Source organism: Janthinobacterium sp. PSPC3-1, assembly GCF_049896105.1.
Classification (GTDB): domain Bacteria; phylum Pseudomonadota; class Gammaproteobacteria; order Burkholderiales; family Burkholderiaceae_D; genus Janthinobacterium.
This window is the reverse complement of record NZ_JAFCTQ010000005.1, coordinates 99,103-113,891: the sequence shown is the minus strand read 5'-3', so window position 1 is coordinate 113,891 and position 14,789 is coordinate 99,103. Positions and strand designations below refer to the sequence as shown.

10 protein-coding genes are annotated in these 14,789 nt (G+C 66.5%); 7 read left to right on the top strand and 3 right to left on the bottom strand.

What is annotated here, in order from left to right:
- Positions 1 to 235: 235 nt before the first annotated feature.
- The 7 genes from ACP7B7_RS07945 (at position 236) to ACP7B7_RS07915 (ending at position 10,216) form a co-directional block, all read left to right on the top strand.
- Positions 236 to 2,974, top strand: a complete 2,739-nt coding sequence (locus ACP7B7_RS07945; protein WP_426076289.1) for a bifunctional diguanylate cyclase/phosphodiesterase — start codon at positions 236 to 238, stop codon at positions 2,972 to 2,974.
- Complete coding sequence (locus ACP7B7_RS07940; protein WP_426076288.1) at positions 2,971 to 5,325, top strand: FdhF/YdeP family oxidoreductase; 2,355 nt, start codon at positions 2,971 to 2,973, stop codon at positions 5,323 to 5,325. Before ACP7B7_RS07945 ends, ACP7B7_RS07940 begins: the two co-directional genes overlap by 4 nt.
- A gap of 102 nt (positions 5,326 to 5,427) precedes the next feature.
- Entirely contained in the window at positions 5,428 to 6,897 is a 1,470-nt protein-coding gene (locus ACP7B7_RS07935; protein ID WP_308920795.1) for a sensor histidine kinase, read from the top strand.
- Entirely contained in the window at positions 6,894 to 7,541 is a 648-nt protein-coding gene (locus ACP7B7_RS07930) for a response regulator transcription factor (protein ID WP_308920796.1), read from the top strand. The genes ACP7B7_RS07935 and ACP7B7_RS07930 overlap by 4 nt, the downstream gene beginning before the upstream one ends.
- Positions 7,542 to 7,736: 195 nt before the next feature.
- Positions 7,737 to 8,120 carry a response regulator transcription factor gene (locus ACP7B7_RS07925; RefSeq protein WP_308920797.1) on the top strand — a complete coding sequence of 128 codons (384 nt, stop codon included), beginning with the start codon at positions 7,737 to 7,739 and terminating at the stop codon, positions 8,118 to 8,120.
- A 29-nt stretch (positions 8,121 to 8,149) separates the two neighbouring features.
- The gene (locus ACP7B7_RS07920) at positions 8,150 to 9,853 is read left to right on the top strand and encodes a putative bifunctional diguanylate cyclase/phosphodiesterase (RefSeq protein ID WP_308920798.1); all 1,704 of its coding nucleotides are present in this window, start codon (positions 8,150 to 8,152) and stop codon (positions 9,851 to 9,853) included.
- 21 nt (positions 9,854 to 9,874) lie between these two features.
- On the top strand, positions 9,875 to 10,216 hold the full coding sequence (locus ACP7B7_RS07915) for a hypothetical protein (RefSeq protein WP_308920799.1): 342 nt from the start codon (positions 9,875 to 9,877) through the stop codon (positions 10,214 to 10,216).
- On the opposite strand, the gene ACP7B7_RS07910 is transcribed toward ACP7B7_RS07915, so the two are convergent.
- The 3 genes from ACP7B7_RS07910 to ACP7B7_RS07900 all read right to left on the bottom strand — a co-directional run bounded on the left by ACP7B7_RS07910 (position 10,195) and on the right by ACP7B7_RS07900 (position 14,701).
- Positions 10,195 to 11,232 carry a helix-turn-helix transcriptional regulator gene (locus tag ACP7B7_RS07910; RefSeq protein WP_308920800.1) on the bottom strand — a complete coding sequence of 346 codons (1,038 nt, stop codon included), beginning with the start codon at positions 11,230 to 11,232 and terminating at the stop codon, positions 10,195 to 10,197. The two genes, ACP7B7_RS07915 and ACP7B7_RS07910, sit on opposite strands and share 22 nt — an antisense overlap.
- A gap of 126 nt (positions 11,233 to 11,358) precedes the next feature.
- Entirely contained in the window at positions 11,359 to 13,632 is a 2,274-nt protein-coding gene (locus tag ACP7B7_RS07905; protein WP_308920801.1) for a beta-glucosidase, read from the bottom strand.
- Positions 13,633 to 13,723: 91 nt separating this feature from the next.
- On the bottom strand, positions 13,724 to 14,701 hold the full coding sequence (locus ACP7B7_RS07900; protein WP_426076287.1) for a YihY/virulence factor BrkB family protein: 978 nt from the start codon (positions 14,699 to 14,701) through the stop codon (positions 13,724 to 13,726).
- Between the last annotated feature and the right edge of the window lie 88 nt (positions 14,702 to 14,789).

Here is a 14,789-nt window from a genome sequence, read left to right as displayed (position 1 = left end):
GCGTGCCGAATACGACTATCGGAAGACCAGTCAGGCCGGCGCGGATCAGGAGATGGCCATTGTGCGAAACGGCCGCGCGCTTGCCTAGTCATACGTGGGTATAGGACCAGGCTTGCCTTAAACCTTGGTATGGGGTGACATACCTAAGTCTGATTTTCCTCCGCCGGCAAGCTGCCTATAGTGGCCGGCATCGGCAAGCGAGCTGCGTGCCGCGACCACACTCGTGAGGAAAAAAATGATGCCGATTGATCTGTTGCAGCGCCTGCCGCGACCGCGCCGCCGCGGCGCCGAATGGCTGGTGCTGGCCGGGGTGCTGCTGATGAGCGCACTGATGGTGGGTTACTTCATCTGGAGCGAGCGGCGCCTGCTGATCGCCTCCGACATCGAACGCATGCGCATGCAGACCCTGATCATCGATGAAAACCTGCAGCACCAGTTCGAAGGCGTGCGCAATGCGCTCGACAGCGCGCGGCGCGCCTTCCACCCCGGCAGCGGCTGCACGGCGGAGTGCCGGCGCGTGCTGCTGCAGTCGCTCAAGCGCGCCATGCCCGGCGTGCGGGCGCTGGTGGTGGTCGACCGGCGCGGCCATATCGTGCTGTCCGACGATGACATGCGCGATGCGCGCCTCGACGACCGCCAGTACACGCGCCAGGTGGCCGGCATGCGCTCGCCCGATACCCTGTATTTGTCGCAGCCGTATGAAAACACGCCGGGCGTGTTCAATATCAAACTGTCGCTGGCGAGGATGGATGGCGATGGCAAGGCCGATGGCGCCGCCAGCGCCATCCTCAACCCCGAGTATTTCGACGCCGTGATGCGCTCGGCCCTGTATGCGCCGGACATGAACAGCGCGATCACCGAAGACGGCGGCCGGCGTATCCTGTATGTGCCGGCCGATCCTGCCGCCATGCGCGCGCGCGGCGCACCCGATCCGCTGTTCCTGCGCCACCAGCAAAGCGGGCGCATGCTGACCGTGCTGGAGGGCGAAGCGGCCGGCGGCGAACAGCGGCTGGTGGTCCAGCGCACCATGCGCCTGCACAGCCTGGGCCTGGACAAGACCCTGGTGATCAGCCTGTCGCGCTCGACGGCGCGGATCGAAGCGGGCTGGCACAGCCTGGCCTGGACCAGCGCGCTGGCCTGGCTGCTGACCGGCGTGATCGGCGCCGTCGGCCTGGTCCTGGCGCAGCGCCGCCGCCTGGCGCTGGAACAGCTGGCGCAGGCGCGCAACGCGGAAAGGGCGGCCGCCGCCGAGCGCGTCGAACTGGCGCTGAACGGCGCCAACCTGGGCCTGTGGGAGTGGGACATGCCCAGCGACCTGCGCACGTTTGACGCACGCGCCGCCGCCATGCTCGGTTATGCGCCGGACGAACTGGCGCTGGCCCACGGCGAATGGCGGGTGCTGATGCATCCCGACGACCTGGCCTTGCTGGACGAGGCGCTGGCGCTGCACCTGGCCGACCGCAGCCGGCCATACGAGGCGGAATACCGCATGCGCCACCGCAGCGGCCACTGGGTGTGGCTGCAAAGCCGCGGCAAGGTGGTTGACCGCGCCCAGGACGGCACGGCGCTGCGCATGGTCGGCACGCGCATGGACATCAGCGCGCGCAAGCTGGCCGAGGCGGAAATCGCCCACCTGGCGTTTTACGATGGGTTGACGGGGCTGCCGAACCGGCGCTTGCTGCTCGACCGCCTGGGTCATGCGATCGCCCGCTGCGAACGGGGCGGCTGCCACGGCGCGGTGTTGTTCGTCGATCTCGACAACTTCAAGCTGCTCAACGACACCATGGGCCACGACAAGGGCGACCGGCTGCTGGAAATGGTCGCCTTCCGCCTGCAGCAGGTGATGCGCGACAGCGATACGGTGGCGCGTTTGGGCGGCGACGAATTCGTGATCCTGCTCGACGACCTGGGCGGCAGCGCGGCGCAGGCGGCGGCGCACGCCGATATCGTGGTCCATAAAATCCTGCAGGCGCTGGGTTTGCCGTATCCGCTGGACGGGCAGGACCTGCGCAGCACGCCCAGCATCGGCATCGTGCTGTTCGGCGAAGGCCATCACACCATCAACGACCTGCTGCGCCAGGCCGACATGGCGATGTACGAAGCCAAGGCGGCCGGGCGCAATACCTACCGCTTTTTCGATCCGCGCATGCAGGCGGCGCTCGATGCCTCGGCCTCGCTGGAAGCGGACTTGCGCTCGGCGCTGGCGCGGCGCGAACTGCTGCTGTACTACCAGCCGGTGGTCGACGCCGATGGCCGCATGACGGGCGCCGAGGCGCTGCTGCGCTGGCGCCATCCACGGCGCGGCATGGTGGCGCCGGGCGACTTTATCGCGCAGGCGGAAAAAGCGGGCCTGATCGGCGAGATCGGAGACTGGGTGCTGGAAACGGCGTGCCAGCAGCTGGTTGCCTGGGCCGGCGCACCCGACACGCGCGAGCTGACCATCGCCGTCAACGTCAGCGCGCGCCAGTTCCGCCAGGGCGCGTTTGCCGAGCGGGTGCTGCAGATTATCGCGCGCAGCGGCGCCGATCCGCACCTGCTCAAGCTGGAACTGACGGAAAGCATGCTGCTGGCCGATGTCGAGGACGTGATCGCCAAGATGACGTTGCTGAAATCGCGCGGCGTGGGCTTTTCGCTGGACGACTTCGGCACCGGCTATTCCTCGCTCAGCTACCTGAAACGGCTGCCGATCGACCAGTTGAAGATCGACCGCTCCTTCGTGCACGACATGCTGCATACGCCGCATGCGTCGACCATCGTGCGCAGCATCGTCACCCTGGCCCACAGCATGGGCTTGCAGGTGGTGGCCGAAGGGGTGGAAAACACGCAGCAGTGGGACAGCCTGCGCCAGATCGGCTGCGCCGGCCTGCAAGGCTTTCTGTTCGGCCGCGCCGTGCCCGTGCAGGAGCTGTTCAAGCACCCGGCGCCGCCAATTGCGTTACCATGCATTCGACCACCCGAAGAGGTTCTGCCATGAGCAAACAAGACCAACCGATCGGCAAGATCGCCCCCTACACCCACGCCGCCGCCGGCTGGGACGCCCTGCGCTATGTGACCCAGGGCATGCTGCGCGAGCGCGTGCCACCGGCAGGCATCGGCGCCTTGCTGGCGCAAAACCAGCCCGACGGCTTCGACTGCCCCGGCTGCGCCTGGCCCGACCGCGCCCATGCGTCGACCTTTGAATTCTGCGAAAACGGCGCCAAGGCGGTGGCGGCCGAGGCGACTTCACGCCGCGTCACCAGCGACTTTTTTGCGCGCCATACGGTCACCGAGCTGCTGCGCCAGTCCGACCTGGAGCTGGAACAGCACGGCCGCCTGACGCAGCCGATGGCATACGACGCCGCCAGCGACCGCTATGTGCCGATCTCCTGGGATGACGCCTTCGAGGTGGTCGCCTGCGAGCTGAACGCCCTCGACGATCCTGACCAGGCGGCGTTCTACACCTCGGGACGCGCCAGCAATGAGGCGGCGTTCCTGTACCAGCTGTTTGCGCGCGCCTACGGCACCAACAATTTTCCCGATTGCTCGAACATGTGCCATGAAGCGACCAGCCGCGGCCTGCCGCCGGTGGTCGGCGCCGGCAAGGGCACGGTCACCCTGGACGACTTCGAGCACGCCGACGCCATCCTGATCTTCGGCCAGAACCCCGCCACCAACCACCCGCGCATGCTGGGCGAACTGCGCGCCTGCGCCAAACGGGGCGCCACCATCGTCTCGATCAATCCGCTGCGCGAGCGGGGATTGCAGCGCTTCACCGATCCGCAGGCGATGGGCGAAATGCTGACCGGCGGCAGCACGAAGATCGCCTCGCTGTTCATCCAGCCGCGCCTGGGCGGCGATTTTGCCCTGATCAAGGGCGTGGCCAAGCGCCTGCTGGAAATGAACGACGTGGCGGCATTGAAGGGCACGCACCGGCTGCTGGACCTGGATTTCATCGCGTCGCACACGGCGTTTTTCGAGGCTTTCGCAAACGACCTGCGCAGCGAGGCATGGGACCTGCTGGTGGCGGAATCGGGCGTGCCGCAGGCGCAGATCGCGCAGCTGGCCGACATCTATGCGCGCAGCGAACGGGTGATCGCCACCTGGGGCATGGGCATTACCCAGCACAAGCACGCGGTGGCCACCATCCAGATGCTGAGCAATCTGATGCTAATGCGCGGCAATATCGGCCGGCCCGGCGCCGGCCTGTGCCCCGTGCGCGGCCACTCGAACGTGCAGGGTGACCGCACCGTCGGCATCGAGGAGCGGCCGACCGCCGCTTTCCTGGACCGCCTGCAGCAGGTCTACGGTTTCGAGCCGCCGCGCCACCACGGCCACGACGTGGTGGCGACGATTGCCGCCATGGAAGCGGGGACGGTCAAGGTGTTTGTTGGGCTGGGCGGCAATTTCGCCGTCGCCACGCCCGACACGCCGCGCACCTTTGCCGCCTTGCGCTCATGCGCCCTGACGGTGCAGGTGATTACCAAGCTCAATCGCAGTGCGCTGGTGCATGGCCGCGCCGCGCTGATCCTGCCGACCCTGGGCCGCACCGAAATCGACCTGCAGCAGGGCGTGGCGCAGGGCGTCACGGTAGAGGACTCGATGAGCATGGTGCACATATCCTATGGGCGCAATGCGCCGGCGTCAAAACAGTTGCTGTCGGAAGTGGCGATCGTGTCGCGCATGGCCGAAGCGACCCTGGGCAGCGGCACGGGGCAGGGTAGCCCCGGCCGCCATGGCTTGCCGTGGCCCGCCTGGCGCAACGATTACGCCCTGATCCGCGACGAGATCGAAAAAGTGTTCGACGATTTCCATGACTACAACCAGCGCATCGCCGTGCCGGGCGGCTTTCACCTGACGGTGGCGCCGCGCCACCGCACCTGGCATACGGCCAGCGGCAAGGCGCAGTTTGCCGTGCATGCGGTGCCGCGCGACACGCCGATTTCACGCGCGCGCGAGCGTCATGGCGAACGCCTGCTGGTGATGATGACGACCCGCTCGCACGACCAGTACAACACCACCATCTACGCGCTCGACGATCGCTACCGGGGCGTGTTCGGCATGCGCCGCGTGATCTTCATCCACCCCGACGATATCGCCATGCTGGGCATGCAGGCGGGCGACTGGGTCGATGTACGCAGCAGCTGGGACGACGGCGTCGAGCGCCGCGCGGACGGCTTCATGCTGGTGGCCTACGATATTCCGCGCGGCTGCGTGGCGGCGTATTATCCCGAGACGAATGCGCTGGTGCCCCTGGACAGCGTGGCCGACGGCGCCGGCACGCCCACCTCGAAATCGATTCCGGTGCTGTTGTTTCCTGGTCGCATGCCGGAAGGGGGCGGACGCTAGGGATTTATTGCATGCCGGCCGCATAAAACTATACTTTCGTATAGCGCACTTATCTTTCTTGCCATATTACAATGCCGGTCAAGAAGCTACGAAAGGTCAGGCATGGCACGTATTCCCGGCAGTCCCTTACTCTCCCTCCTGCTGGTCGGCGTGACCCTGCTGATTTTTGCGGTCGATGCGTTTACCGAACTCGATGTCGCCATCGCCGTCATGTACGTGGTGGTGGTGCTGCTGTCGGCCAGCGTCTGGGCGCGCCGCGGCGTGATCCTGACCACCGTGCTGTGCATGGCGCTGACCCTGCTGGCCTATGGCTTGATCCATGTGTCGATCTTTTCCGGCCCCGCTTCGGGTCGGCTGATGGTCAGCCTGGCGGCGATCGGCATCACCGCCTTTCTGGCGCTGACGGGCCAGGCCGCCACCGAACGGCTGCTGGCGCGCGAGCAGGCGCTGCGCCGCAGCGAAGCCTTCCTGGCCGGTACCCAGCGCATCAGCAAGACGGGCAGCTTCAGCTTCACGGCGCCCGAGGCCCGCCTGTACTGGTCGGACGAGGCGGCGCGCATCTACGGCTACCCCACCTGCCAGGCACCCACCGTCGAGATGCTGCTGGAACGCACCATGCCCGAAGACCGCCCGCTGGTGCGCGCGGCCATAGCCCAGGTGATGCGCTGCGAGGGCGAACTCGATGTGCGCCACCGTTTGCAGCTGCCCGACGGCAAAATAAAGTATGTGCACGTGCTGGCCCAGCCCACTTACGACCAGGCCGGCCGCTGCGAATACCTGGGCGCGCTGATGGACGTGACGGCCTCGGTGCTGGCCGAGCAGGCGCTGCACGAATCGCAGGTGCAGCTGGCCCACGTGACGCGCGTGACCATGCTGGGCGAACTGGCGGCCTCGATCGCGCATGAGGTGAACCAGCCGCTGGCGGCGATCGCCACCAACGGCGAAGCGAGCCTGCGCTGGCTGAACCGCCCGCAGCCGAACCTGGACGAAGCGTGCGCGGCGATCGGCAGCCTGCTCGAAGCGAGCCGGCGCGCCACCGAAGTGATACAGCGCATCCGTGCGCTGGCGCGGCGCAGCGACCCCTATCATCTGCCGCTCGACTTCAATGCGGTGGCCGAGGAAGCGGCCGCGCTGGTGCGTCGCGAGCTGGCCAGCCACGCCGTCAGCCTGAAGCTCGACCTGGCGCCGGGCCTGCCGCCAGTGCGCGGCGACAAGGTGCAATTGCTGCAAGTGCTGATCAACCTGATGATGAACGCCATGCAGGCGATGCAGGACTGCGCGCCAGGCCAGGCCTCGCTGCTGCTGCGCACGTCCCTCGATGCGAACGCGGATGGCGCGGTGCAGTGCCATGTCACCGACAGTGGGCCCGGCATCTCCACCGAACACCTGCCGCACCTGTTCGAGGCATTTTTCAGCACCAAGGCCGACGGCATGGGCATGGGCCTGCCGATCTGCCGCTCCATCGTCGAAACCCACGGCGGACGCATCTGGGCCCGCAGCACGCCGGGCCTGGGTGCGACCCTGTCGCTGTCGCTGCCATCGGCCGCCAGCTTTGCCACGGAGGGCGCATGAGCGGCGCCAGCATGACCGAGGCGCCGCCAGGCCTTGTGCATATCGTCGACGACGACGGGCTGCTCCGCGCCGCGATTTCCAGCCTGTTGCGTTCCAGCGGCCTGGCGGTGGCCGATTACGCCTCGGTGGCGCAGTTCCTGGCCCAGCCGCGCGCCGAAGTGGCCAGCTGCCTGCTGCTCGATGTGCGCTTGCAGGGGGTGTCTGGCCTCGACTTCCAGGCCGACCTCAATCGCGACGGCGCGCACCTGCCCATCATCTTCATGACCGGCCACGGCGACATACCGATGTCGGTGCGCGCGATGAAGGCGGGCGCCCTCGATTTCCTGGCCAAGCCCTTCCGCGACCAGGACCTGCTGGACGCCGTCAACCTGGCCCTGGCCGCCGACCGCGAACGGCGCGCACGCGAACAGGCCGCGCAGGGCTTGCACGACTGCTATGCCAGCCTGACCCCGCGCGAGCGCGAAATCATGGCGCTGGCCGCCAGCGGCCTGATGAACAAGCAGATCGCCGGCGAACTGGGTACCAGCGAAATCACCGTCAAGATCCACCGCGGCAACGCCATGCGCAAGATGCAGGCGCGCACCTTTGCCGACCTGGTAAGGATGGCGGAGGCGCTGGGGATCGATACGGCCAGACAAAAGTAGGTGGCAGGTCGGATCAGGCCTGAAAGGCCGTAATCCGACAATATTGCTGACGCCAACAATGTTGTCGGATTACGCGGCGCTGCGCGCCACTAATCCGACCTGCGGTCCGCGCGGCGGCAGCCCTATACCCTTGTATGATTTCGCGCGCGCGCCACGCCCTGTACAGTTCTCCCATACGTTATCAGGGAGTAAGCAGTGACCGAATCCGATCCATCGAGTTTTCATATCGCCATCGTCGATGACCATGAATCCGTGCGCGGCGCGCTGGCCAGCCTGCTGCGCTCGTATGGCTACCTGACCACCTGTTTCGATTCCGCCGAAAGCCTGCTGGCCGGCGCGCCGCTGGACAGCTACCAGTGCATCGTCAGCGACCTGCAAATGCCGGGCATGAGCGGCATCGACCTGCTGGAGCAATTGCGCCGCCAGGGCAGCGAAACGCCCCTGATCATGATCACGGCGTTTCCCGAGCCGGCCGTGCGCCTGCGCGTGCTGCAGTCGGGCGCCTCGTGCTTTCTGAGCAAGCCGTTTCAATCGAACGACCTGGTGCGCTGCATCCGCCAGGCCTGCAACGCGCTATAACGTCCGCGTCACCACGCCAGGAACCCGCCATGCGTACTGTCTTCCACCATACCGCCGCCTCGCTGCCGCTGTCCGGTTTTCATCCGTTTGTGCGCCGCCTGGCCGCGCTGCTGCGCCTGGGCGTGCAGCGCGTCAGGCAACTGCGCCTGCCGTTTGCGCGCTGGTCGGTGTATGCCCTGCTGATGCTGGTGATCGCCGCCAGTATCGGCTTGTCGGTGGTGATGGAGCGCGCCAGCAGCGGCATACGCAACAGCATCGGCCCCTTGCTGGAACAAACGCAGGCCAGCGAAGGAGGGCGGCAGGCGATCCATGCGGACGGCGCGGCGGCCGAGAAAAATGCCATGGGCATTACGCGGCTGGTGCACCTGTTCGACCTGCTGGCGCTGCTGAGCAGCGGCTTCTTGCTGTACCACGTGCGCGCCCGCTACCGGGTCGAGCAGCAGCTGGCGCACCAGGCCGGCCATGATCCGCTCACCGGGCTGGCGCACCGGCGCTCGTTCGAAACGCGCTTGCGCGGCCTGCCGGCCAGGCCGCACGCGGTGGTGCTCGGTACCATCGACCGCTTTACGCGCATCGTCGGCGGCCTGGGGCACAGCTTTGGCGACCACATGATCGTGGGGCTGTTGGGGCGCATGCGCCAGGCCGCCGAGTGCAGCGGCGGCGAAGTGTACCGGCTCGACGGCGCCAATTTCGCCATCCTGTACCAGTGGCCGCGCGAAAGCGCCGAATTCGAGGCGGCCGTGTCGGCCCTGCGCGACGAGGTGGGCGTGCCCTACAGCTGGCAGGGCCATGAAATCTTCACCAGCCTGAGCCTGGGCGCCGTCAGCTACCCGCTGCATGGCCGCGAACCGGAAGGGCTGCTGCGCAATGCCGACGCGGCGCTGCAGCTGGCGCGCCGCGCCGGCGGCGACACCCTGGTGCATTACTCCGAAGAGATCAACGCCCAGGCCGCCCAGCGCATCGCCACCGAGGCGGCCCTGCGTCATGCCGTCGAACGGGGCGAGCTGGAACTGCATTACCAGCCGCAGCAGGCGCTCGGCGACGACGCGCTGGTGGGGTTCGAAGCGCTGCTGCGCTGGCGCCGCGACGGTGCACTGGTCGCCCCCGACCAGTTCATTCCCCTGGCCGAAGAGTCAGGGCTGATCGTGCCGATCGGCGACTGGGTGCTGGAAGCCGCGTGCCGCCAGCTGCAGGCCTGGCAGGAGCAGGGCCTGGCCGTGCCGGTGGCCGTCAATATCTCGCCGCGCCAGTTCGCCGCACCGGGCTTTTTGTCGCACCTGGAAACGCTGCTGGCCACCAGCGGTGTCAAACCAGCGCTGCTGGAGCTTGAAATCACCGAAGGCGTGGTGATGGAAGACGCGGAGGCCGCGATTGCCTTGCTCAAGCGGCTGCGCGCCCTGGGCCTGCGCCTGGCCATCGACGACTTCGGCACCGGCTATTCCAGCCTGGCCTACCTCTCCCGCTTCCCCATCGACAAGCTCAAGATCGACCAGTCCTTCGTGCGCAATATGGCCAGCGTCGGCGAACAGCGCGCCATCGTGCAGGCCACCATCGGCCTGGGCCACAGCCTGGGCCTGTCGGTGATCGCCGAAGGGGTGGAAACGGACGAGCAGCGCAGCCTGCTGTGCGGCTGGCAGTGCGACCAGATACAGGGCTATTACTACAGCAGGCCATTGCCGGCAGCGGCGGCGACGGCATTTTTACAAGGCTGCCTTCAACGGCATGCCGCTTGAACCATGAAAGGGACAGACACCATGAACATGCAATCGACATCGTTCGACCTGGACGACAACCACGATGAAAAGATCGAAGTGGCCCGCATCCGCATCGGCCGGCAGAACCATCAAAGCGCCGTGCTGGGCGCCTTTCGCGAAGCCGACCGCCTGCTGGGATCGTGGGTGCATGGCGCCGGCGACCAGGTCGACATCGATTTCGAAGTGACCTTCAACGACGGCTATGTCTTCAAGGGCCGCTACGAATTCTGGCGCAAGTCGCGCCGCCGCCCGTCGCTCACGCGCCACGTCTATGAATCGTTCCTGGCCCTGTGGCAGGGCGGCGGCAGCGACATGTCGCGCTATGCGGTCAGCACGGCCTGAGTGCGCCGGTAGTGCGAGGGCGTGCTGCCGCCATGCCCGGAAAAGAAACGCGAAAACGCCGACGGCGAGGAAAACCCCAGCAGATCGCTGATCTCGGAGACGCTCAGGCCAGGCTGGCGCAGCAGGCGCCGCGCTTCGGCCAGGCGCACGCCGGCCAGGATGGCCTGGAAATTGGTGGATTCCTTGTGCAGGCGCCGGTGCAGCCCGGAACGCGTGATGGCCATGTCCGCGCAGACCAGCGCCAGTGGCTGCGACTGCGCCACGCCGTCGTGCTGCCTGAGCAGCTGCGTCAGCCGGTCTTCCAGCTGCATCGAGAATGAATGTGCCGCGTTCAGGCCGCGCAACTCCAGCCTGGCCTGGCCGCGCAGGATCCGGTAGCTGACCGGATTGTGCAGGGGGTAGGGCGCGTCCGCCAGCGCGGTGGAAAAGCGCAGGCGGTTGGCTCCCTGGCCGAAGCTGACGGTAAACGGCCCCAGTTCGGTCAGCTGCGCGATGCTGGAAAACGCCTTGCCCGTCAGTTCGATCGCCATATGCTGCTGGGTGTCCATCGTGTACTGGCGCACCAGTTTGCTGATCAGCAGCAGATTGCCAAACGCGCTGACGGCGCGCCGGCCTTCGCCTTCGAGTGTGTATTCCCACACGAAATCGTCGCCCGCGCGCCGCATGCCCAGCTGGTCGACATTGCCGATCAGCGTGCGCAATTGCAGGTAGTCGTCAAAGGCGGCCGACAAGCTGGGGGCATTGGTCACCACGCCCAGCACGGTGCTCAGCGGCGCGAACAGCGGGGCCCCCAGCTCGCCGTGAAAGACGTGGCCGGGCATCCAGCCCTGCTCCGTCAGGTTCAGCATGGCGATATGCTTGGCGCCGGCGATGCGGCCATTGAGCTGCGTCGTTTCAAGCTGGGCGATGCCGGTCAGCTTGCGGAACTCGTCCGGCCCGATGCCGCGGCTGGCCGCGCCGCGCAAGCTGAGCTGCGCCAGCACGTTCGATACGGTTTTTGGCTGGAAGATGACCATGCCTGTCTCCTTGCCGGTGACATGCAGCGCGCAAGCCCCGGAGTATTATTGTGGTGGTGTCCGGCGCAGGCCGGACAACGCCATCATAATCCACCGGGGCCGGCGCGGGCCGCTAGCGGGGGCGCGCTAGCGCGACAGCGGCAGCAGCCGGCCGCGCAGCTCCACGCTGCTGCCGGCCGCCTGTTTGTCGCGCGAAGAGCCGCCGATGGCCAGTGTGAATTTCCCGTCCGGCAGCCGCCACTGCTTTGCCGCCACATCCCAGATGGCCAGCCGCTCGGCTTTGGCGGTCACGCTGACGATCTTGCTTTCGCCCGGCGCCAGCGTCACCTTCTGCCAGCCGACCAGGCGCTGCGGCGGCTCGCCGGCCGCCGCCGGCAAGGTCGCATACACCTGCGCCACTTCCGCGCCGGCCACCTTGCCGGTATTGGCCAGCGTGAAGCTGACCGTCAGGTTGCCGGCCGCATCGACGCTGCTGCTGGCGCCCGTATACGCAAAGCGCGTATATGACAGGCCGTGGCCAAACGGGAACAGCGGTTCGATATTGTGCGCGTCGTACCAGCGGTAGCCGACCAGCAGGCCTTCGCTGTAGCGCACATCGTTATCGGTGGCCGAGATGGTTTTCTGCGGCACGTCCGCGTCGCTTTTCGGGAACGTGACAGGCAGCTTGGCCGACGGGTTGACGTCGCCAAACAGCACATTGGCGATCGCCTGGCCACCCTTGACGCCCGGGTACCATGCCGCCAGCACGGCATGGGTGCTGGCGATCCACGGCATGGTGACGGCCGTGCCGTTTTCCAGCACCACGATGCTGCGTTTGGCGCGCGCGGCGACGGCGGCGATCAGGGCGTTCTGGTCATAGGCCTGGTTGGCGCGGTCGGTGACGGCGTCGGGCAGGCTCAGCGAGGGCAGGTCGCCGGCCTCGGTCTGCCATTGCGTGGCAAACACGATGGCCACGTCGGCATTGGCCGCGGCCTGCGCGGCGGCCGCACGGTCGGAACCGTCCAAGTAGGTCACCACGGCGCGCGGCGCTTTGGCGCGGATCGCGTCCAGCGGTGACGATTTGTACCAGACGGCGCAGGCCGTCACCTGGCCGCCTATCATGCCGTTCGGGTCCAGGCAGGCGACGGCATTGCCATCGCGCGGCGGCGTGCCGGCCGCGCCGCCGCCGGACAGCACGGCGACATCGGCATGGCCGCCGATCACCACGATGCTGTTGATGGCGGCGGCGTCCAGCGGCAAGGCCGGTGCGGACGCCGCCGCTGGCGTATCGTTCTTCAGCAGCACCATCGACTGTTCGGCCACCTTGCGCGCCACGCTGTCGCCCAGCGCCTGGTCGATCTTGCCGGCTGGCGTGGCGGGCGAATCGTGGATGCCCAGGCTGATCACGGTGCGCAGCCGGCGTTTTACCATATCGTCCAGGCGCGCCATGCTGACCGTGCCGGCCTGCACCGCGGCCTTGAGTTTCTGGTTCAGATGGCTTTTCACGCCAAAGAACCCGACGTCGTCATCGACCGAGCCGGCCTGCTCCTCATCGAGTCCCGCATTGACCGACTTGACGGTATCGGTAATCGCCTGGAACCAGTCCGACTGGACCTTGCCCCTGAAGCCCCATTCGTTCTTCAGCACATCGGTCAGCAGGTATTTGCTCTCGCAGGATTTGTCGCCATTGACCAGGTTATAGGCGCACATGACGTTGCCTGGCTGGCCTTCCTTGACGCCGATTTCAAACGGCAGCATATGCAGTTCACGCAAGCTGCGTTCATCGACGATCGAATTGGAGGTAAAACGGTTGGTTTCCTGGTCGTTGGCGACATAGTGCTTGATGGTGGCCACCACCTTTTCCGACTGCGTGCCCAGCGTGCGGGCGACGATCATATTGCCTGCCAACACAGGGTCCTCTCCCGAATATTCGAAGGTGCGGCCATTGCGCAATTCGCGCGCCAGGTTGACGCCGCCGCCCAGCCCTTCGGTATAGCCCAGTGTGCGCAATTCTTTGGCGATATGGGCGCCGTATTCGCGCGCCAGCGCCGTATCCCAGCTGGCGGCCAGCGCAATGCCCGACGGCAGTGGCGTGGCGCCATTGTCGACCGCCGTCAAGGCATTGCCGTTCAGTTTGAGTTGGCTGACCCCGGTCGATGAATCGGCTGCGTAATAGTCGGCGATGCCCAGGCGCGCGATGCCCGGAATATAGCCGGCGCCGCCCAGCGGACCCACGCCGATGCCGGTGCCGTGCACCAGCTGGATTTTTTCGTCCAGCGTCATGGCGGCCACCAGTTGGCTGGCGCGGGTGTCGGCCGATGCGGTGGTGTCGCCGGCGGGCGTGGTCTCGCTGCTGCCGCAGCCGGTAATCAGCGTGGCGCAGGCGGCCGCCACCATGCATGAAAGCATAGTCTGTTTCATTTTGTCTCCTTGATGATTGTTATCACGTGCTGTCTTGCGCAGCCGTGTTTTTTTGGAGATAAAACGATAGCATTGCCACAATCAGCAGGCTTTACCTGGCGTTGCCTGGCTTGACCTGCGGTGGCGTGATGGCGCCTTTGTGCCGCCGGCTACCCAAAGTCATCGCATATTCATGAGTAAACAAGGCGCCAAAGAAGAAGATCTGCGCCGAATAATAGATCCAGGTGATCAGCGCGACGATGGAGCCGGCCGCGCCGTAGGCGTTGCCGAAGTCGCCGTGGCCCAGGTACAGGCCGATCAGCACCTTGCCGCCCATAAACAGGATGGCCGTCAGGATGGCGCCGACGATCACGTCGCCCCAGGCGATCGGCGTGGCCGGCAGGTATTTGTAGATAAACGCGAAGATGACGGTGACGATCACCATCGACAGGCCGGACAGCGCATATTGCAGCAGCTTGCCCGGATCGGTCGGATCGACCCAGCTGCCTTGCAGCGCGGCCAGGCCCGCGTTGACGGCCAGGGTCATCATCAGCATCAGGGCCAGCACCAGCAAGAGGCCGAACGACAGGATGCGCTCTTTCAGGAACAGCCACACGCCCGATCCTTCCGACGGCGGGATCTGCCACAGTTCGTCGAGGCTTTCCTTCAGTTCCGCAAACGCGCTGGTGGCGGTCACCAGCACGATCACGCCGGAGATGATGCTGGCGGCCAGGCCCTCGTCCGCGCGCTTGGCGCCGGCGATGATGGCCTTCAGGGCGTCGCCGCCCTGGGCGCCGGTCAGGCCGCCCAGTTCCGTCAGCAGGGCCGTGCGCACGGCTTCTTCGTCAAAGAAGATGCTGGCCAGCGCCACCACCAGGATCAGCATGGGCGCCAGCGAAAACAGCACATACAAGGTCAGGGCGGCGCCCTTGCTGGAAGCACGCCGGCCCAGCCAGGCTTCGGCGGCGGCGCGCGCCATCTGCGCCAGCGCATAGGCGTAGGAGGTAGCGCCGCCGCGCCGCACGCGCTCGGCGATATGGCGGCGGCGCTGGGCCAGGGCGTCTTGCTGTTCGAGAGGCAGGCTGTTCAAGATGGGGTTTCCAGGTTGGTGGCGAAGGCTACAGCTTGCACCTGGCAGGCGCCGCCTTCCGTGCGCGTGCGCACGCTCTGCTACAGTA

What these genes read in the sequence shown, in the direction of transcription:
- ACP7B7_RS07940 (WP_426076288.1), top strand. Translation starts at nt 2,971, where the DNA reads ATGAGCAAACAAGACCAACCGATCGGCAAGATCGCCCCCTACACCCAC.
- ACP7B7_RS07905 (WP_308920801.1), bottom strand. Translation starts at nt 13,632, where the DNA reads ATGAAACAGACTATGCTTTCATGCATGGTGGCGGCCGCCTGCGCCACG.
- ACP7B7_RS07930 (WP_308920796.1), top strand. Translation starts at nt 6,894, where the DNA reads ATGAGCGGCGCCAGCATGACCGAGGCGCCGCCAGGCCTTGTGCATATC.
- ACP7B7_RS07935 (WP_308920795.1), top strand. Translation starts at nt 5,428, where the DNA reads ATGGCACGTATTCCCGGCAGTCCCTTACTCTCCCTCCTGCTGGTCGGC.
- ACP7B7_RS07915 (WP_308920799.1), top strand. Translation starts at nt 9,875, where the DNA reads ATGAACATGCAATCGACATCGTTCGACCTGGACGACAACCACGATGAA.
- ACP7B7_RS07945 (WP_426076289.1), top strand. Translation starts at nt 236, where the DNA reads ATGATGCCGATTGATCTGTTGCAGCGCCTGCCGCGACCGCGCCGCCGC.
- ACP7B7_RS07920 (WP_308920798.1), top strand. Translation starts at nt 8,150, where the DNA reads ATGCGTACTGTCTTCCACCATACCGCCGCCTCGCTGCCGCTGTCCGGT.
- ACP7B7_RS07910 (WP_308920800.1), bottom strand. Translation starts at nt 11,232, where the DNA reads ATGGTCATCTTCCAGCCAAAAACCGTATCGAACGTGCTGGCGCAGCTC.